This is a genomic window from Piscinibacter sp. PDB1-1 (assembly GCF_056675995.1).
Genome location: NZ_JBWVZJ010000003.1, coordinates 508,170 through 524,857, shown reverse-complemented (window position 1 = coordinate 524,857; position 16,688 = coordinate 508,170). Strand labels below are relative to the sequence as shown.

At 66.2% G+C, this 16,688-nt stretch carries 16 protein-coding genes; 6 read left to right on the top strand and 10 right to left on the bottom strand.

Features of this window, described 5'->3' with window-relative positions; translation table 11 throughout:
• Positions 1-125 precede the first annotated feature (125 nt).
• The 4 genes from AC1KAR_RS18325 to AC1KAR_RS18310 are packed head-to-tail and all read right to left on the bottom strand — an operon-like array spanning position 126 to position 4,935.
• The gene (locus tag AC1KAR_RS18325) at positions 126-1,355 is read right to left on the bottom strand and encodes a M20 family metallopeptidase (protein WP_480320305.1); all 1,230 of its coding nucleotides are present in this window, start codon (positions 1,353-1,355) and stop codon (positions 126-128) included.
• Positions 1,352-3,133: a 2-oxo-4-hydroxy-4-carboxy-5-ureidoimidazoline decarboxylase gene (gene uraD, locus AC1KAR_RS18320; protein ID WP_480320303.1), complete on the bottom strand. Its 1,782-nt coding sequence runs from the start codon at positions 3,131-3,133 to the stop codon at positions 1,352-1,354. Before uraD ends, AC1KAR_RS18325 begins: the two co-directional genes overlap by 4 nt.
• Positions 3,130-4,167 carry an allantoinase PuuE gene (gene puuE / locus AC1KAR_RS18315; RefSeq protein ID WP_480320301.1) on the bottom strand — a complete coding sequence of 346 codons (1,038 nt, stop codon included), beginning with the start codon at positions 4,165-4,167 and terminating at the stop codon, positions 3,130-3,132. The genes uraD and puuE overlap by 4 nt, the downstream gene beginning before the upstream one ends.
• Before the next feature lie 3 nt (positions 4,168-4,170).
• Positions 4,171-4,935 (bottom strand): GntR family transcriptional regulator, encoded by a 765-nt coding sequence (locus AC1KAR_RS18310; RefSeq protein WP_480320299.1) that lies wholly within the window; start codon positions 4,933-4,935, stop codon positions 4,171-4,173.
• Between the two features lie 91 nt (positions 4,936-5,026).
• Between AC1KAR_RS18310 and uraH the strand changes: the two genes are divergently transcribed.
• Positions 5,027-5,380: a hydroxyisourate hydrolase gene (uraH, locus tag AC1KAR_RS18305; RefSeq protein WP_480320297.1), complete on the top strand. Its 354-nt coding sequence runs from the start codon at positions 5,027-5,029 to the stop codon at positions 5,378-5,380.
• A 12-nt stretch (positions 5,381-5,392) separates the two neighbouring features.
• On the top strand, positions 5,393-6,592 hold the full coding sequence (locus AC1KAR_RS18300; RefSeq protein ID WP_480320294.1) for a urate hydroxylase PuuD: 1,200 nt from the start codon (positions 5,393-5,395) through the stop codon (positions 6,590-6,592).
• A gap of 12 nt (positions 6,593-6,604) precedes the next feature.
• Here the strand turns inward: AC1KAR_RS18300 and lspA are convergent, their stop codons facing one another.
• The 4 genes from lspA to AC1KAR_RS18280 all read right to left on the bottom strand — a co-directional run bounded on the left by lspA (position 6,605) and on the right by AC1KAR_RS18280 (position 11,842).
• Entirely contained in the window at positions 6,605-7,105 is a 501-nt protein-coding gene (gene lspA, locus AC1KAR_RS18295; RefSeq protein ID WP_480320292.1) for a signal peptidase II, read from the bottom strand.
• On the bottom strand, positions 7,102-10,041 hold the full coding sequence (gene ileS / locus AC1KAR_RS18290) for an isoleucine--tRNA ligase (protein WP_480320290.1): 2,940 nt from the start codon (positions 10,039-10,041) through the stop codon (positions 7,102-7,104). The genes lspA and ileS overlap by 4 nt, the downstream gene beginning before the upstream one ends.
• Before the next feature lie 97 nt (positions 10,042-10,138).
• The gene (locus AC1KAR_RS18285) at positions 10,139-11,134 is read right to left on the bottom strand and encodes a bifunctional riboflavin kinase/FAD synthetase (protein ID WP_480320288.1); all 996 of its coding nucleotides are present in this window, start codon (positions 11,132-11,134) and stop codon (positions 10,139-10,141) included.
• Positions 11,135-11,143: 9 nt separating this feature from the next.
• The gene (locus AC1KAR_RS18280) at positions 11,144-11,842 is read right to left on the bottom strand and encodes a pseudouridine synthase (RefSeq protein ID WP_480320286.1); all 699 of its coding nucleotides are present in this window, start codon (positions 11,840-11,842) and stop codon (positions 11,144-11,146) included.
• A 67-nt stretch (positions 11,843-11,909) separates the two neighbouring features.
• Between AC1KAR_RS18280 and AC1KAR_RS18275 the strand changes: the two genes are divergently transcribed.
• A complete protein-coding gene (locus tag AC1KAR_RS18275; RefSeq protein ID WP_480320284.1) occupies positions 11,910-13,088 on the top strand; it encodes an MFS transporter in 1,179 nt (392 codons plus the stop codon).
• 41 nt (positions 13,089-13,129) lie between these two features.
• A complete protein-coding gene (locus AC1KAR_RS18270) occupies positions 13,130-13,909 on the top strand; it encodes an exodeoxyribonuclease III (RefSeq protein ID WP_480320282.1) in 780 nt (259 codons plus the stop codon).
• A 12-nt stretch (positions 13,910-13,921) separates the two neighbouring features.
• On the opposite strand, the gene AC1KAR_RS18265 is transcribed toward AC1KAR_RS18270, so the two are convergent.
• Positions 13,922-14,572, bottom strand: coding sequence for a retropepsin-like aspartic protease family protein (locus AC1KAR_RS18265; RefSeq protein ID WP_480320280.1), 651 nt, complete (start codon positions 14,570-14,572; stop codon positions 13,922-13,924).
• A gap of 5 nt (positions 14,573-14,577) precedes the next feature.
• Positions 14,578-15,066: a YajQ family cyclic di-GMP-binding protein gene (locus AC1KAR_RS18260; RefSeq protein ID WP_480320278.1), complete on the bottom strand. Its 489-nt coding sequence runs from the start codon at positions 15,064-15,066 to the stop codon at positions 14,578-14,580.
• A gap of 39 nt (positions 15,067-15,105) precedes the next feature.
• On the opposite strand from AC1KAR_RS18260, the gene murB reads away from it, so the two are divergent.
• The gene (gene murB, locus AC1KAR_RS18255; RefSeq protein ID WP_480320276.1) at positions 15,106-16,122 is read left to right on the top strand and encodes a UDP-N-acetylmuramate dehydrogenase; all 1,017 of its coding nucleotides are present in this window, start codon (positions 15,106-15,108) and stop codon (positions 16,120-16,122) included.
• A gap of 8 nt (positions 16,123-16,130) precedes the next feature.
• Entirely contained in the window at positions 16,131-16,673 is a 543-nt protein-coding gene (locus AC1KAR_RS18250) for a VUT family protein (RefSeq protein ID WP_480320274.1), read from the top strand.
• The last annotated feature ends 15 nt before the right edge of the window (positions 16,674-16,688 follow it).

Genomic DNA, 16,688 nt, shown 5'->3' with positions numbered 1-16,688 from the left:
GGCTGAGGTATCGAAGCCGTGCACGGTCTCGGCAAGCTCGGGGCTTCGATACCTCAGCCTGAGCGGTCGGTGGTGTGCGGACCATGCCGGACGCTGATGTGTGGTGGTGCTGTGCGGCCATACCTTCAGGCCACTTTCAGCATGTCGTACAGCGTGCGGGCCACCACCTTGGTCGCGCGCCGCAGATCTTCCAGCACCAGGTGCTCGTCCGCCCGCTTCGCATTCGATTCGAGCACCGTGCGCGGCCCGGCACCGTAGATGACGGCCGGGATGCCTTGCGCGCAGTACAGCCGCACATCCGTGTAGAGCGGTGTGCCCATCGCCGGGATCGACTCGCCGAACACGGCCTGTGCGTTCTTCTGCAGCGCATCGACCAGCGGCTTGTTGCCCGGCAGCGGTTGCAGCGAGTTGGCCAGCAGCAGGCGTTTGATGTCGACCGCGATACCGGGGTAGCTGGCTGCCGCGTCGGCAATCACCTTGCGGATGTTGGCTTCGACGGCCACCGGGTCCTCCTCGGGGATCATGCGGCGATCGAGCTTGAGCACCACCTTGCCGGGCACAACGTTGGTGTTGGTGCCGCCCTCGATTCGGCCGACATTGAGGTACGGATGCGTGATGCCCGCCACCTTGGAAGTGACCTGCTTGTACAACGTGTTCTGCGCGTACAGCGCGTTCAGGATGGCGACCGCACCCTGCAGCGCATCCACACCCGTGCTCGGGATGGCGGCGTGGGCCATCTTGCCGTGCACGGTCACCTCCATCTGCAGGCAGCCGTTGTGCGCGGTGACGACCTCGTAGCTGAAGCCGGCGGCGATCAGGTAGTCGGGCTTCGTCAGGCCGTTCCTCAGCAGCCAGCCCGGGCCGAGTTCGCCGCCGAACTCTTCGTCGTAGGTGAAGTGCAGTTCCACACCGCCCTTGAGCGGTGCGCCCAGCGATTCGAGCGCACGCACGGCGAAGGTGAAGGTGGCGAAATCGCTCTTGCTCACCGCGGCGGCGCGCCCGTAGAGCTTGCCGTCTTCGATTGCACCACCGTATGGGTCGTGCACCCAGCCTTCTCCGGGCGGCACCACGTCGCCGTGGGCATTCAGCGCGATGGTGGGGCCGGGGCCGTAAGCGCGTCGCACGATCAGGTTGGTGATCGATTGCAGGCCGTAGGCGCGCACCTCGGCCTCGGGCACGGGGTGCTTCTCGGCGCTGTAGCCTAACCCCGCCAGGAGTTCGGCGGTGCGCTCGGCGTGCGGCGCGTTGTCGCCGGGCGGGGTGTCGGTCGGGACCTGCACCAGCGCTTGCAGGTAGCGCACCTCGTCGTCGAAGTGGGCGTCTATCCAGGCGTCGAGTTCGGTGTGTGGGCTCATGGTGTCTTGGCTCGCGTCGTGGGCTCGGCGGCCAGTTGCTCAAGCAAGTGCGAGAACGCCTCCACGCACAGTTGCGCGTCGTCGTTCGTGGTCACCTCCAGCGGGTTGTGGCTGATGCCCGAGTTGCCGCCGCGCACGAAGAGCATGGCCTGCGGCATCACCTCGTCGAACTTCATGGCATCGTGGCCCGCACCGCTGGGCATCGTGAACACCGGCAGGCCCAGTGACTCCACGGCGCGCTCCCAGCGGGCTTGCCACTCGGGTGCACTCGGCGCGGCCGAGGCGCGCATCGTCTCTTCGATCGTGTAATGCAGCCCGCGCCGCACGCTGATGCGCTGCAACTCGGCCAGCACGTCGTGCGCCATGGCGTCACGCACCTCATTGGTGGTGGCGCGGATGTCCAGGCTGAACTGGCAGCGCCCCGGCACCACGTTGATGGAACCGCTGGGCACGTTGACGATACCCACGGTGCCCACCAGGTTCGGCACCTGTGCGGCGCGCTTCTCCACGTACAGGAGCAGCTCGGCCACCGCCGCGGCGGCGTCCCGACGGCGGTCCATGGGCGTGGTGCCGGCGTGGCTGGCCATGCCGATCACTTCGCCCAGGTAACGAACGCTCCCGTTGATGGAGGTCACCACGCCCAGCGGGAGATCGATCTCGTTCAGCACGGGCCCTTGCTCGATATGGACTTCGACGAAGCCCATGTACTGCGCCGGGTCGCGCTTCATCGCGTCGATCTGCGAGATGTCGCGCCCCGCCGCGAACATGGCTTCGCGCATGGTGATGCCATCGGCGTCCTCTTGGTTCAGCCAGGTGTAGTCGAAGCGGCCGATCACCGCGCCCGAGCCGAGAAAGGTTGCCTTGTAGCGTTGGCCCTCTTCTTCGGCGAAGGCGATCACCTCCAGGCCGAAAGGCAGGCGCCGGCCTTGGCGGTGCAGTTCTCGCACGCAGACCATCGGCACGAAGATGCCGAGCCGACCGTCGTACTTGCCCCCGTTGCGCACCGTGTCGAAGTGGCTGCCGGTGAGCAAGCTTGGCGCAGTGGGGTCCGTGCCTTCGTAGATGCCGACCACGTTACCGACGGCGTCGACCTGCACGTCATCGAACCCACAGTCATGCATCCAGCGAACGAGCTGCACCTGGCAGGCCTGATGGGCCGGGGTAAGGTAGGTGACGGTGAGGGCGTCATCCACGTCGCTGTGTTGCGCAAGCAGCTCGGCACAGTCCCACACCTGGTTGCCGAGGATGGGCTCGACGCCGAACTTGTCGTTGAGGCGGATCTCGGCAATGCGGTGGATGTTGCGCAGGCACTCGGCGAGCTCGAAATCGGCGTGGCCTTCGAGGCGGCGAGCAAAGGTGTTGATGATCTGTTGCCGCGTGAGGCCGGTGCCGCGCGGCCCGCGCACCGCCACGATGAAGGGCCAGCCGAACTTGGCGAGGTACTCGGCGTTGAGGCGCTGCAATGCGGCCAGCTCTTCGGGCGAACACGCCTTGAGACCCGCGGTGGCCTGCTCATGGGCCGACTCCGCCGTGAGCGCGGCCGCGTCGGCCAGCTTGCCGGTGAGTTGCGGGTGGGCGCGGATGAGCGCGAGCTGCGCCACACGGTCGGCCTGCCGCACGGTATCGGCCATGGCGTGCTTCAGGTGAGCCAGGCTCTTGAACGGGCGGTGCGTGAGCGCGGCCTCGGCGATCCAGGGCGAATGCTCGTAGACGCCGGCGAGCATCTCCGACGCCTGGGTCAGCGTCGCCGCATTGAGCTGGTCCAACGTCAAGTTCATGCCGGTGCGGGAAAGTGCTGCTTCCAATGCCGCGCGATGTCGATGCGGCGGCACACCCACACCTTGTCGTGCGCGAGCACGTGGTCAAGAAAGCGTTGCAGCGAGCCGATGCGCCCCGGCTTGCCCAGCAGGCGGCAGTGCATGCCGATGCTCATCATCTTGGGTGTGCCTTTCTGCTCTCCATCGGTGCCTTCGGCATAGAGCGCATCAAAGCTGTCGCGCAAGTAGGTGAAGAAGTGATCGCCCGTGTTGAAGCCTTGCGCCTGCACGTAGCGCATGTCGTTGGTATCGAGCGAGTAGGGCACCACTAGGTGCTGCACCGTGCTGCCGTCGCTCTTGGTCACGGGCGTCCAGAAGGGCAGGTCGTCGCCGTAGTAGTCGCTGTCGTACTCGTAGCCGCCGTGATCTACGACGAGGCGGCGGGTGTTCGGGCTGTCCCGCCCGGTGTACCAGCCGAGCGGCCAGGCGCCGCCGGTCATGTCGCGCAAGACGTGGGTGGCGAGGTCGAGGTGGCGCTTCTCGGTGGCCTCGGGCAGGTTCTGGTAGTGAATCCAGCGCAGGCCGTGGTTGGCGATTTCGTAGCCGCTCTCCATGAAGCAGGCCACCAGTTCCGGGTAGCGCTGCATGGCCATGCCGACACCGAACACGGTCAAGGGCAGCTTGCGCTTCTCGAATTCGCGCAGGATGCGCCACACGCCTGCACGCGACCCGTACTCGTACATCGATTCCATCGTCATGTGCCGGCTCTCGTAGGCCTGGGCAGTGACGAGTTCGGAGAGAAAAGTCTCGGAGGTGGGGTCGCCGTGCAGCGGGTTGTTCTCGCCGCCTTCCTCGTAGTTGAGGACGAACTGCACCGCGATGCGTGCGCCGTTCGGCCATTGGGCGTGGGGCGGGTTGCGGCCGTAGCCGACCAGGTCGCGCGGGTAGGTGTCAGCTCCCCGCTCGGCGGCTGCATCGCGCGCCGCCCCGAGTGCGTGAGGGCTGGCTTGGGGCTGGCCCGGCGCCTGGCCCGCAGTGTCGTTGGAGCGTGTCATGGTTCAGGTCTGTTGCAACAGCACGGCTTCGAGGTCGGGCACGCGCGGGTCGAGTCGCAGGTTGCGCTCGACGTGGCGCAGGTGGTTCTCCATCAGCTTGACGGCGGCGCGGGCGTCGCCTTGCTCCAGCGCGTCGACGATGGCCACGTGCTCGGCGTAGGAGTGCTCGGCGGAATGGGCGGATTGGTACATCAGCGAAATGAGCGAACTGCGCGACACCAGTTCTCGCAAGATGTCGGCCAGAGTCTCGTTGCCGAGCATCCGCGCGATGACCACATGGAAGTCGGCCAGCAGGCGCGTGCGGCCCGATACATCGGTGCGCTGCACTGCGGCCTGCTCGTCGCGCAGGTGCGCGCGCAGCTCGGCAATCTGCCCGGGCGTGAGTTCGCCTGCTGCGCGGCGGATCATGGCGGACTCGAGCATGTGGCGCACCTCGAACACCTGGCGCGCCTCTTCGACGCTGGGTTGCGCGACACGCGCACCGCGGGCCTGCTCCAGGGTCACGAGCTTGTCGCGGCTGAGCTGGTGCAAGGCCTGACGCACGATGGTGCGCGAGACCTTGAAGATGTCGGCGATCTTCTGCTCGGCCAATTTGGTGCCGGGCATGAGCCGCCGCTCGACGATGGCGGTGGTGATCGAGTCCGCGATGCGGCGGGTGGTCGTCTGGAGGCTGGCGTCGGCAGCCTCTGCGCTCGAAACTTGCTTACGCCCGGCTCGCGGCGTTCGGCCGGGCGCTCGGATGGCTTGCAGGGTTTCGGTGCGAGGCATGGCGGTCAAGTGCCGGCTGGGAGTTGCGTCGTTCGGCAAACTGTATACACTTTATTGTGTCTTGCAACTCATTTTTGAAGGCAACCCCGGCATGGGCCAACTCACCACCCACGTGCTCGACACGATGAACGGATGCCCCGCCGCCGGCATGCGCGTGACGCTGTATCGCACCGGCACGGGCGAGCCCGTTCAGATCAAGCAGGTGGTGCTCAACGGCGACGGCCGCGCCGACGGCCCGCTGCTCGACCACGCTGCTTTCAAGCCCGGCACCTACCGCTTGGTGTTCGAGCTCGCCGCGTACTTCCGGGAACGGGGCGTGGCGTTGCCCGAGCCCCCGTTCCTCGAGAACGTCCCTCTCGATTTCGGCCTGGCCAATACAGATCAGCACTATCACGTGCCTCTGCTGGCGAGCCCCTGGGCCTATTCCACCTACCGTGGTAGCTGAAACTGTATACACATGGACGCCCATCTTCTTGACTGGCTCAACCTGCTGCTGCGCTGGGCGCACGTCATCACCGGCATCGCCTGGATCGGCGCTTCGTTCTACTTCGTCGGGCTCGACAACGGCCTGATCAGCCCCGCCGATCCGAAGGACCGCGACAAGGGCGTCGGTGGCGAAATGTGGGCCGTGCATGGCGGCGGGTTCTATCACCAGCAGAAGTACCCCGTCTCACCAGCGCTGCTGCCCGAGAAGCTGCATTGGTCGATGTGGGAGAGCTACTCCACATGGCTCACCGGCTTTGCGCTGTTCACGGTGATGTACCTGTTCAACGCGAGCACTTTCCTGATCGACAAGCGGGTGTTCGACTGGTCACCCACCGCGGCGGTGGTGACGGCGCTGGGCTTCTTCGTGGCCTTCTGGGCCATCTACGACGGCATCTGCCGACTCTTCGGCCACCGCAAGAACGGTGACCTGATCGTCGGCGTGCTTGTGTTCCTGTTCATCGTGTTCGCGGCGTGGCTGTCGTGCCACCTGTTCGCCGGCCGGGCGGCCTTCCTGCTGGTGGGCGCGATGATGGCCACCACGATGAGCGGCAACGTGCTCATGGTCATCATCCCCGGCCAACGCAAGGTGGTGGCGGCGCTGAGGGCCGGCCAACCGGTGGACCCGGTGTACGGCCGCCGTGGCAAGCAGCGCAGCGTTCACAACACCTACTTCACGCTGCCGGTGATCCTGGCGATGCTGAGCAACCACTACGGCTTCTTGTACGAGTCAGCGAACAACTGGCTGGTGCTGGTCGTGATGATGCTGGCCGGCGCCTTGATCCGCCAAAGCTTCGTGCTCCGCCACAAGGCGCTGGCCACGGGCCAGGCGGTGCCGTGGTGGTATGCGGTGGTGGGCTTCGTGCTGCTGGCGGGCGTGGCCAGCGCCACGATGCCGGAGGCGCCTGCGAACCGCGCCGCCGGTCCCGCCGCAGCCCCTGGCTTTGCGGAGGTTCAAAGCGTTGTCGCGCAGCGCTGCGTGATGTGCCACAGCGAGCAACTCGTCAACAAGGGCATCCAGTTGCACACGCCCGAGTTGATCCTGCACAACGCTCAGGCGGTGTATCAGCAGGCCTCGGTGCTCAAGCTGATGCCGTTGAACAACGCCACGCAGATGACGCCCGAAGAGCGTGATCTGGTCAAGCGCTGGTTCGAGGCCGGCGCGAAACCCTGAACCACCGACGCGTCAGCGCCCGCGGCGCACGCGCATCAGTTCGTCGAGGATCAGCAGCACCGCGCCCACCGTGATGGCGCTGTCGGCCACATTGAAGGCGGGGAAGAAGTAGCGGCTTCCCCAGTGAACCTGGACGAAGTCGACCACGTAGCCGTGGATCAGGCGGTCGATCACGTTGCCGAGCGCGCCGCCCAGGATCAGCGAGAGTGCCCAGGCGAACACGCGCTGGCCGCCATGGCTGCGCAGCATCCAGACGATGAAGATCGCGGCCACTCCGCCCAGGCCGACGAAGAACCAGCGCTGCCACCCCGAGGCATCGGCCAGGAACGAGAAAGCCGCGCCCGGGTTGTGTGCCCGCACGATGTTGAAGAACGAGGTGATGTAGCGGCTGTCGCCATACTGGAAGTGCTGCAGGATCAGTGACTTGGTGAGCTGGTCGAGACCGATCACCGCGGCGGCGACCAGCAGCCACGGCCACAAGGCGGAGCGAGATTTGTCGAATGCCATGCTCATGCCGCCTTGCGCGATTCGCCCGCGCCGTAGAGGTTGCTGGTGCAGCGCCCGCAGATGGTGGGGTGGGCCGCATCGGCGCCCACGTCATCGCGGTAGTGCCAGCAGCGCTCGCACTTCGAACTGTTGCTCTTGGATGCTTTAACGAAGACCATGCTGGGTCTTTGAGTAAGCACCTCTCCGCCACCCGCTGGCAGCAAGCCAATCAAGCCAAGTCGCGCAATCGTTTGCTTTGCCTCTGGTGTGGTTGCATCGGCCACTTCCGCGCGCGAAGTGATCAGAACGAACCGCAAGTCGTCGCTGAGCGATCTCAGGTCGTTCAGGAGGTCGGAGTCTGCAAACACCTCCACTTCGGCTTGCAGCGAGGAGCCGATCTCCGAGTTCTTGCGAAGCTCTTCAAGTTGCCTGTTGACTTCATCGCGCACATACCGGATGCGGTTCCACTTCGCTGCCAACGTCTCGTCCATCCACGATGAAGTGTCGCTGTACACCTCGGTAAAGATCGACGGCGATTGGCCCGGCGCGAACACCTTCCACGCCTCTTCTGCGGTGAAGCTCAGGAAGGGAGCCATCCAGCGCAGCATGGCGTGCGTGATGTGCCAGAGCGCCGTCTGCGCGCTGCGGCGGGCGAGGGACTTCGGGGCCGTCGTGTAGAGCCGATCCTTCAGCACGTCGAGATAGAACGCGCCGAGGTCTTCGCTGCAGAAGACCTGCAGCTTGGCGACCACCGGGTGGAACTCATAGACCTCGTAGTGCGCCAGCACCTCGGCCTGGAACTCGGCCGCACGCGCGAGGGCGTAGCGGTCGATCTCCAGCATCTCGCCCAGCGGCACGGCGTCTTTCGATGCATCGAAGTCGCTGGTGTTGGCGAGCAGGAAGCGCAGCGTGTTGCGGATGCGTCGGTAGGCGTCGACCACGCGAGCGAGGATCTTGTCGTCGCCGGCGATGTCGCCGGAATAGTCGGAGGCGGCCACCCACAAGCGGATGATCTCGGCGCCCAGCTTGTTGCTCACCTCCTGCGGCTCGATGCCGTTCTTGAGGCTCTTGCTCATCTTGCGGCCCTGGCTGTCGACGGTGAAGCCGTGCGTCAGCAGGCCGCGGTAGGGTGCGCGGCCTTCGATCGCGCAGGCGATCAGCAGCGACGAGTGGAACCAGCCGCGGTGTTGGTCGTGGCCTTCGAGGTAGAGATCGGCCTCGGGGCCGCTGGTGTGGCGGCCGCCCTCGTGGCTGCCGCGCAGCACGTGGAAGAAGGTCGAGCCGGAGTCGAACCAAACGTCGAGGATGTCGTTGCTCTTGTTGTACTGGGTCGCCTCGGCGCCCAGCCACTCAGCCGCGTCGAGCTTGGACCAGGCCTCGATGCCGCCCTTCTCGACGATGGCCGCCGCGCGGTCCATGAACGCCATGGTCTGGGGGTGCAGTTCGCCGCTGTCCTTGTGCAGGAAGAAGGGCAGGGGCACACCCCAGCTGCGCTGGCGGCTGATGCACCAGTCGGGTCGGTTGGCGATCATGTCGCGAAGCCGAACGCGGCCGTTCTCCGGGTAGAAGCTGGTGGCGTCGATGGCTTCGAGCGCGGTCTGGCGCAGGGTCTTGGGCGCCTTGTCCTTGGTGAACACGCCTTCGCCTTCGTCCATGCGCACGAACCACTGGGCCGCAGCGCGATAGATCACCGGCGTCTTGTGGCGCCAGCAGTGCGGGTAGCTGTGGACGAGCTTCGCGGTGTTGAACAGCCGGCCGTTCTCGCGCAGCGCTTCGGTCACTGCGGCGGCGGCCTTCCAGATGTTCTGGCCACCGAAGAGCGGCAGCGAGGCTTCGTAGGTGCCGTTGCCCTGCACCGGGTTCAGGATGTCGTCGAGCGCCAGCCCGTGCGCACGGCAGGAGTTGAAGTCTTCGATGCCGTAGGCGGGCGCGGAGTGGACGATGCCGGTGCCGTCTTCGGCCGTGGCGTAGTCGGCAAGGTACACCGGGCTCAGGCGGTCGTAGCCCGGGTGCACGTGCGCCAGTGGGTGATGGAAGTTCAGGCCTCCCAGGTTTTTGCCCAGCGTGGTCGCGATCACCTGGCCTTGCAGGCCGTAGCGCTCCAGACACTTCTCGACCAGCGCCGACGCCAGCAGCAGCAGCCCGCGCTCGGTGTCGACCAGGGCGTACTCCAGTTCGGGGTTCAGATTGAGCGCCTGATTGGCCGGGATCGTCCAGGCGGTGGTGGTCCAGATGACGACGAAAGCTTCCTTCTCCAGCTTGGGAAGGCCGAAAGCGGCGGCGAGCTTCTCGGGCTCGGCCGACTTGAAGCCCACATCCACCGTGTGCGAGGTCTTGTCGGCGTACTCGATCTCGAACTCGGCCAGCGAGGAGCCGCAGTCGAAGCACCAGTACACGGGCTTCAGGCCGCGGTAGACGAAGCCGCGCTCCATCACGCGCTTCAAGGCGCGGATCTCGTTGGCCTCGTTGCCGAAGTCCATCGTGCGGTAGGGGTGCTCCCAGTCGCCCAGCACACCCAGGCGCTTGAAGTCGACCATCTGCTGGGCGATCTGCTCGGTGGCGTAGGCGCGACTCTTGGCCTGCACCTCGTCGCGCGGCAAGCCGCGGCCGAAGGTCTTCTCGATCTGGTTCTCGATCGGCAGCCCGTGGCAGTCCCAGCCGGGCACGTAGAGCGCGTCCATGCCCTTGAGCTGGCGCGCCTTCGTGATCATGTCCTTGAGCACCTTGTTGACCGCGTGGCCCATGTGCAGCTGGCCGTTGGCGTAGGGCGGGCCGTCGTGCAGGATGAACTTGGGGGCGCCATGGCGCGCTTCGCGCAGGCGCTTGTAGATGCCTTGCTGGTCCCAGTCCTTCACCCAGCCCGGCTCGCGCTTGGGCAGGTCGCCGCGCATGGGGAAGGGCGTGTCGGGCAGGTTGAGCGTGGACCGGTAGTCGGTGGCGGGGGCGGTGGTCTTGTCGGTCATGGCACTTTGCACACCGTGGGGGCGCGCCTGTGTGGGTGGGGGCAGGCCCGATGGCCTGGGCTCGCGAGCTCTTCAGCGAAGAGGAGTGGGGCGAGCTTTAAATTCGGTCGCGCGTGGTCTGGCGGCGTTGAGCCGCATGGGCGGCCAGGAACTCGCGCGCATTGCGAGCATCCAGGTCGATCGCGGCCTGCAAGGCCTCCAGCCCGTCGAAACGGGCCTCGTCGCGCAGTTTGTGCAGCAGTTCCACGCGCACGATTTTACCGTAGGCCCCCTCGTTGCCGAGGTGGGCGGGCCAGTCGAAGACGTGCGTTTCGAGCAGCACGCGGCCGCTGTCGTCCACCGTGGGCCGGATGCCCAAGCTCGCCACGCCACCCAGAGGCGCCTCGGTCAGGCCATGGACCAGCACGGCGAAGATCCCCATGGCCGCCGATTTGGCGTGCGCGAAGCGCAGGTTGAGCGTGCGAAAGCCCAGGGTGCGCCCGAGCTTCTTGCCGTGCACCACGTGGCCGCTGATGCTGTACGGGCGGCCGAGCAGCGCGGCCGCTTGCGCCATGTCGCCCGTGGCGAGGGCATCGCGCACGGCCGAGCTTGAAACGCGCAGCCCGTGCACTTCGTAGCTGTTCATCCGGGCCACGTCGAAGCCCTGCGCGGCACCTGCGGCATCGAGCATGGCGTAGTCGCCCGCGCGCTTGGCGCCGAACCGGAAGTCGTCGCCGACCAGCACGTAACGTGTCCCCAGACCGGCTGCGAGCGTTTCATCGATGAAGGCCTGGGCCGACTGCGTGGCCAAAGCCTTGTCGAAGCGCAGCACGACCACCTGATCGATGCCGCATCGCTCCAGCTCGCTGAGCTTGTCGCGCAGCGTTGCGATGCGGGCGGGCGCGGCCTCTGGCTTGCCCGCCAACCGCGCGAAGTAGTCACGCGGGTGGGGCTCGAAGGTCATCACGCACGAGGGCAGGCCGCGATGCTGGGCCTCGGAGCGAAGCAGCGCCAGCATGGCCTGGTGGCCACGGTGCACGCCATCGAAGTTGCCGATGGTCAGGGCACAGGCGTTGGCGATGTCGGGGTGGTGGATGCCGCGAAAAACTTGCATGGGCGCCGATTATCGCGGGCTGATCACTTCCGGGCCCGGCAGCCAACGCCACTGGCCGGGGGCCAAATCGGCAGGAAGTTGCAAGGCGCCGAAGCCGCTGCGGTGCAAGCCCTCGACGCGGTTGCCCACTGCCGCCAGCATGCGCTTGACCTGGTGGTACTTGCCTTCGGTGAGCGTGAGCCGCAGCGTGAGTTCGCTGGTGACCTCACAGGCCGCGGCGGCCACCGTGGCCGGGTCGTCCACGAGCTTCACGCCGGCCAGCAGGCGCTGCACCTGCTCGTCGGTGACGGGGTGCTTGCAAGTCACCTCGTAGATCTTGTTCACATGCTTCTTGGGCGACGTCAGGCGGTGGATGAGTGCACCATCGTCGGTGAAGAGCAGCAGGCCGGTCGTGTCTTCGTCCAGGCGGCCGATGCTTTGCACGTCGCGCCGTCGCAGCGGCACGGGCAGCAGGCTGTAGATGCTCACGTGGTGCTTGGGCTTTTGAGAGCACTCCACGCCCTGTGGCTTGTTCATCACGATCAGCGCCTTGGCGTGATAGGGCCAGGGTTCGCCACGCACGTGGAAGACCAGCCCTTCGGGGTCGATGTCCTCGAACGGGTCGTCATGCACCTGCCCGGCAATGCTGACCAGGCCAGAGGCGATCAGGCCTTCGCATTCACGGCGTGCGCCAAAGCCTTGGGAGAAGATGATCTGCGAGAGTTTCATGAGCGTTGGAGAGGTCGGCTGATGGCCCAGGGGCCGGTCGGGATCATCGCTCACGATAATCGCGCCCGTGAAACTGCCGTCCTACCGCTCGACCATCGTTGCACTCGCGGTGGGGCAACTGCTCTGCTGGGCGGCGCTGTTCTACGGTTTCTCGTCTTTCGTGCTGCCCATGCAGCGCGAATTCGGTTGGGGCAAGCCCGAGACGATGGGCGCCTTCACCCTGGGCATGGGTTTGTGGGGCGTCTGCAGCTACGCGGCCGGCGCGGCGATCGATCGCGGCCACGGCCGGTGGGTGATGACGCTGGGCGCCGCGCTCGCCGGCGTGGGCTTTCTCGTGTGGTCGCAGGTGAGCGGGCTGGTGGGCCTGTATGCCGCCTGGGCGTTGATGGGGCCGGCGATGTCCATGTGCCTCTACGACCCAGCGTTCTCAGTGCTGACCAAGCGCTTCCCCGACCGTTACCGCGAGGGCATCACCTCGCTCACGCTGGTGGGCGGGTTCGCGAGCACCTTGTCGTTTCCGGCGGTGGCGGGGCTGATCTCGATGGGCGGGTGGCGAGTGGCCTTGGTGGTCATCGGCCTGACGCTGCTGTGTGTCGTCGCTCCGCTTCATGCGTGGGCCTTGCGCGGGCCCGACATGCCCTCGCGCCACCTCACGCCAGACGCAGTCGACGACGCCACGCTGCACGACGCCCTGCGTCACCGGTCTTTCTGGCTGCTCACCACTGCGTTCACGCTCTATGCCTTCGTGTCGGCGGCGCTGTGGGCGCACATCATGCCGGCCTTCGCGGCCAAGGGCACGAGCGAGGCCCAGGCGCTGGCGGTGGTCATGTGGGTGGGCCCGGCGCAGGTGGCGGGCCGGCTGGTCTATCTGTGGCTGGGCCGGTATGTGTCGCCACGCACGCTCGGCCTCGTGGTGCTGGCGGGCACGCCGGCGTCGCTCACGGTGTTCGCGCTGGCCGACCACTTCGTGGCACTGATGTTGTTCGCCATGTTCTTCGGCATTGCCAATGGCCTGAGCACCATCGTGCGAGGCAACATCGTGCCGGACTTCTTCGGCCGCGAGCATGTCGGCCGCATCAGCGGTGCGATGACGACGATCTCGCTTGTGTCACGTGCCGCAGCCCCGCTGGCCGTGGCCTGGCTGCTGCTCGCGCTGCCGGGCTACCGCGAGGTGATCCTCGTGCTGGCCCTGCTCGGCCTGGGTTCGTGGCTGGCTTTTGCCCTGGCGCGTGCGCCGGGACGCTGAGCTGCGCGCAGAATGCTCAAACTCACAAGTTGCCCCGCACCATGAAGATCGCCACCTTCAACATCAACGGCATGAATGCCCGCCAGCCACGCCTGCTCGAATGGCTGGCCGAGAGTTCGCCCGACGTCGCCTGCCTGCAGGAGCTGAAGACGCCCGACGAGAAGTTCCCGCATGAGGCCTTGCGCGAGGCGGGCTACGAGGCCATCTGGCACGGCCAGAAATCTTTCAACGGCGTGGCCATCCTCGCCAAGGGCGTGATGCCCCAGGAGCGCCGCCGTGGACTGCCCGGCGACCCCGACGACACCCACAGCCGCTACATCGAGGCCGAGGTCAACGGCATCGTCATCGGTTGCCTGTACCTGCCCAACGGCAACCCGCAACCGGGCCCGAAGTTCGACTACAAGCTGAAGTGGTTCGACCGCTTGAACGCGCATGCGGCCGCGCTGCTCAAAGAGGGCAAGCCCACCATCCTGCTCGGCGACTACAACGTGATCCCGACCGACGACAAGGCCGACATCTACAACCCGGCCTCGTGGGTGAAAGACGCACTCACCCAGCCCGAGAGCCGCGCCGCCTACTTCAAGCTGCTCGACCAGGGCTGGACGGATGCCATCCGAACCCTGCACCCGGGCGAACCGAAGTACACCTTCTGGGACTACATGCGCCAACGCTGGCCGCGCAACGCGGGCTTCCGCATCGACCACCTGCTGCTATCGCCCGACCTGGCCAAGCGACTGGAGGCGGGGGATGTGGATCGCGACGCGCGCGGCAAGGAAAAGGCCAGCGACCACGCCCCGGTGTGGGTGCGGCTGAAGGCCTGATCCGCTGGCCCGTCAAGGGCGCTTGACGAGCGTCATGACGTCGTTGTCGCGCCTCATCTGGAAGCGCGTGAGAAAGCTGTTGCCGAGCAGGATGTAGGGCATCGGCGCCGGGATCACGAGTGCGTCGACGTTGTAGACCTGCACATCGCCCACGCGCACCGAACCGAGCTTCGCCCGGTGCACTTGCACCATGCCGTTGGCGGTGCTGGCCATGCCTGTCTGGCCGTCCTTGTACTTGAGGCCGATGCGATCGGCCTCTTCCTGGCTGATGGCCACCGTAGTTGCCCCTGTGTCGACCACGAACTGCACCGCCCGCCCGTTGATGGAACCCTGGGTCACGAAGTGCCCGCCCGATCCGGCGGTGAGCACGATGCGGTCGCCACCGCCTTCGGTGTTGGCGCCGCCGAGGTTGACCGGAGCACCGCCCAGCGGCACGGTGACGCGTTGCCCGGCGATCTCTACGATCGAGCCGTCGGCGGTGGTGCTCAAGAGTTTCACGCCTTGCACCGTGCTGCCCACAGCCACCGTGCGGGGTGTGCCGTCGATCACGAGCAAGGCCTTGTCGCCCAGGCGCCCGCTCATCGAAACGGCCTGCGCATGGGCCGCGCCGGCGAGCACCAAGGCGGCGCCCAGCGCAGCCCCTAGCGCGGTGGTGAAGCGCACGACGATCAGTCGCGGAAGTTGTTGAAGGTGAGCGGCGCGTCGGGCACGTCCTTGCGGATGAGGGCCATCGCGGCCTGCAGGTCGTCGCGCTTGGCACCGGTGACGCGCACCGTGTCGCCCTGGATCGCGGCCTGCACCTTCATCTTGCTTTGCTTGATGAGGTTCTGGATCTTCTTGGCGGTGTCGCTGTCGATGCCGCTCTTGACCACGATCTTCTGCTTGACCTTGTCGCCACCGATCTTCTCGACCTTGGCGCTGCGATCGAGGAACCGGATATCGACATTGCGTTTGGTCATCTTGGCCAGAAGGATGTCGAGCACCTGGCTGATCTGGAAATCGCTGTCGGCGAAGACGGTCAGCTCTTTCTCCTTCAATTCGACGGCCGCCGACGAGCCCTTGAAGTCGAAGCGGGTGCCGATCTCCTTGGCGGTTTGATCGATCGCGTTGCGCACCTCGACGAGGTTCGGGTCAAGTACGGCGTCGAAGCTGGGCATGTGCAGGTCTCTTTCGGCTGGATCGGCGAAAATTCTGCCATGCATATCGAATCGGGCGTGAGCCTGAAACCCTACAACAGCTTCGGTTTGCCCGCCGTGGCGCAGACGCTGGTGCGCATCACAAGCGACGCCGACGTGCGCCAGGTGGTCGATCACCCGCAGCTGGGCCGCTCGCCCAAGTTCGTGCTGGGCGGCGGCAGCAACATCGTTCTTACGCGCGACATGCCGCAGGTGGTGCTCAAGGTCGAGGTGGTGGGCCGGCGCCTGGTCGAAGAGCGCGCCGACGCATGGATCGTGGAGGCGGGCGCTGGCGAGAACTGGCACGAGTTCGTGGCCTGGACGCTCGCGCAAGGCCTGCCGGGGTTGGAGAACATGGCGCTCATCCCGGGCACGGTGGGTGCATCGCCGGTGCAGAACATCGGCGCTTACGGCATCGAGATGAAAGACCGTTTCGAGTCACTCGACGGTGTCGATCTGGTCACGGGGCGCACCGTCACGCTCGGCGCCGATTTGTGCGCCTTTGGCTACCGCGACAGCGAGTTCAAGCGCTCCCTGGCAAGCCGCGTCGTCATCACCCGCGTGCGCTATCGGCTCCCCAAACCCTGGCAACCGGTACTGGGCTATCTGGAGCTCGAGCGAAAGATGCACGAGACCGGTGTCGCCATGCCCAGCCCGCAGCAGGTCTTCGACTGGATCTGCGCGATCCGCCGTGCCAAGCTTCCCGACCCGGCGGTGGTGGGCAATGCGGGCAGCTTCTTCAAGAACCCGGTGGTCACGCCCGAGCAGTGCCGCGACATCATCGGCCGCGACCCGGAGATCGTTCACTACCCGATGCCCGACGGAAGCATGAAGCTCGCGGCGGGTTGGATGATCGATGCCTGCGGCTGGAAAGGAAAGACCGTGGGCCGCGCCGGTGTCTACGAGAAGCAGGCGCTGGTGCTGGTCAACCGTGGCGGCGCCATCGGCTCCGAAGTGATGACCCTGGCGCGTGCCATCCAGGAGAGTGTGTACGGGCGGTTCGGTATCCGGCTGGAGCCGGAGCCGGTGGTGGTCTGAGGCGCTTCATGAACGGCACTATCTCGATCGCGCGCCTCTGGCGGCCCATTCTTGCGATGCTGGTGGTGATTGCCGCGTCGAACTGGCTGGTCCAGTACCCGATCAACGAGTGGCTGACCTGGGGTGCATTCAGCTACCCGGTGGTGTTTCTGGTTACCGACCTGACCAACCGCGCGGTAGGCGCCGCGGCGGCCCGCAAGGTGGCTTGGATCGGCCTGGCGGGAGCGGTGGTGGTGTCGCTGGGGCTTGGCCCGTGGCGCATCGCGCTGGCGTCGGGCGCGGCCTTCATCTCATCGCAATTGCTCGACGTGGCGGTGTTCAACCGCTGGCGTCAACAGAGCTGGTGGAAGGCGCCGCTCTTCGGCTCGGCGATCGCCTCGGTGCTGGACACCGCGGTCTTCTTCTTCATCGCCTTCGCCGGCGAACCCGGCGTGAACTGGCTCCAACTCGGGAGCGGCGACCTCGGCGTCAAATGGCTGATGGCCGCGCTGCTGCTGGCACCTTACCGGGCTATGCTTCCGCGCCTGCAGTCCTGGGTGCCGATGCGCTGAGGCGTGATTTTGGCG

What these genes read in the sequence shown, in the direction of transcription:
- AC1KAR_RS18325 (WP_480320305.1), bottom strand. Translation starts at nt 1,355, where the DNA reads ATGAGCCCACACACCGAACTCGACGCCTGGATAGACGCCCACTTCGAC.
- uraD (WP_480320303.1), bottom strand. Translation starts at nt 3,133, where the DNA reads ATGAACTTGACGTTGGACCAGCTCAATGCGGCGACGCTGACCCAGGCG.
- puuE (WP_480320301.1), bottom strand. Translation starts at nt 4,167, where the DNA reads ATGACACGCTCCAACGACACTGCGGGCCAGGCGCCGGGCCAGCCCCAA.
- AC1KAR_RS18310 (WP_480320299.1), bottom strand. Translation starts at nt 4,935, where the DNA reads ATGCCTCGCACCGAAACCCTGCAAGCCATCCGAGCGCCCGGCCGAACG.
- uraH (WP_480320297.1), top strand. Translation starts at nt 5,027, where the DNA reads ATGGGCCAACTCACCACCCACGTGCTCGACACGATGAACGGATGCCCC.
- AC1KAR_RS18300 (WP_480320294.1), top strand. Translation starts at nt 5,393, where the DNA reads ATGGACGCCCATCTTCTTGACTGGCTCAACCTGCTGCTGCGCTGGGCG.
- lspA (WP_480320292.1), bottom strand. Translation starts at nt 7,105, where the DNA reads ATGAGCATGGCATTCGACAAATCTCGCTCCGCCTTGTGGCCGTGGCTG.
- ileS (WP_480320290.1), bottom strand. Translation starts at nt 10,041, where the DNA reads ATGACCGACAAGACCACCGCCCCCGCCACCGACTACCGGTCCACGCTC.
- AC1KAR_RS18285 (WP_480320288.1), bottom strand. Translation starts at nt 11,134, where the DNA reads ATGCAAGTTTTTCGCGGCATCCACCACCCCGACATCGCCAACGCCTGT.
- AC1KAR_RS18280 (WP_480320286.1), bottom strand. Translation starts at nt 11,842, where the DNA reads ATGAAACTCTCGCAGATCATCTTCTCCCAAGGCTTTGGCGCACGCCGT.
- AC1KAR_RS18270 (WP_480320282.1), top strand. Translation starts at nt 13,130, where the DNA reads ATGAAGATCGCCACCTTCAACATCAACGGCATGAATGCCCGCCAGCCA.
- AC1KAR_RS18260 (WP_480320278.1), bottom strand. Translation starts at nt 15,066, where the DNA reads ATGCCCAGCTTCGACGCCGTACTTGACCCGAACCTCGTCGAGGTGCGC.
- murB (WP_480320276.1), top strand. Translation starts at nt 15,106, where the DNA reads ATGCATATCGAATCGGGCGTGAGCCTGAAACCCTACAACAGCTTCGGT.
- AC1KAR_RS18250 (WP_480320274.1), top strand. Translation starts at nt 16,131, where the DNA reads ATGAACGGCACTATCTCGATCGCGCGCCTCTGGCGGCCCATTCTTGCG.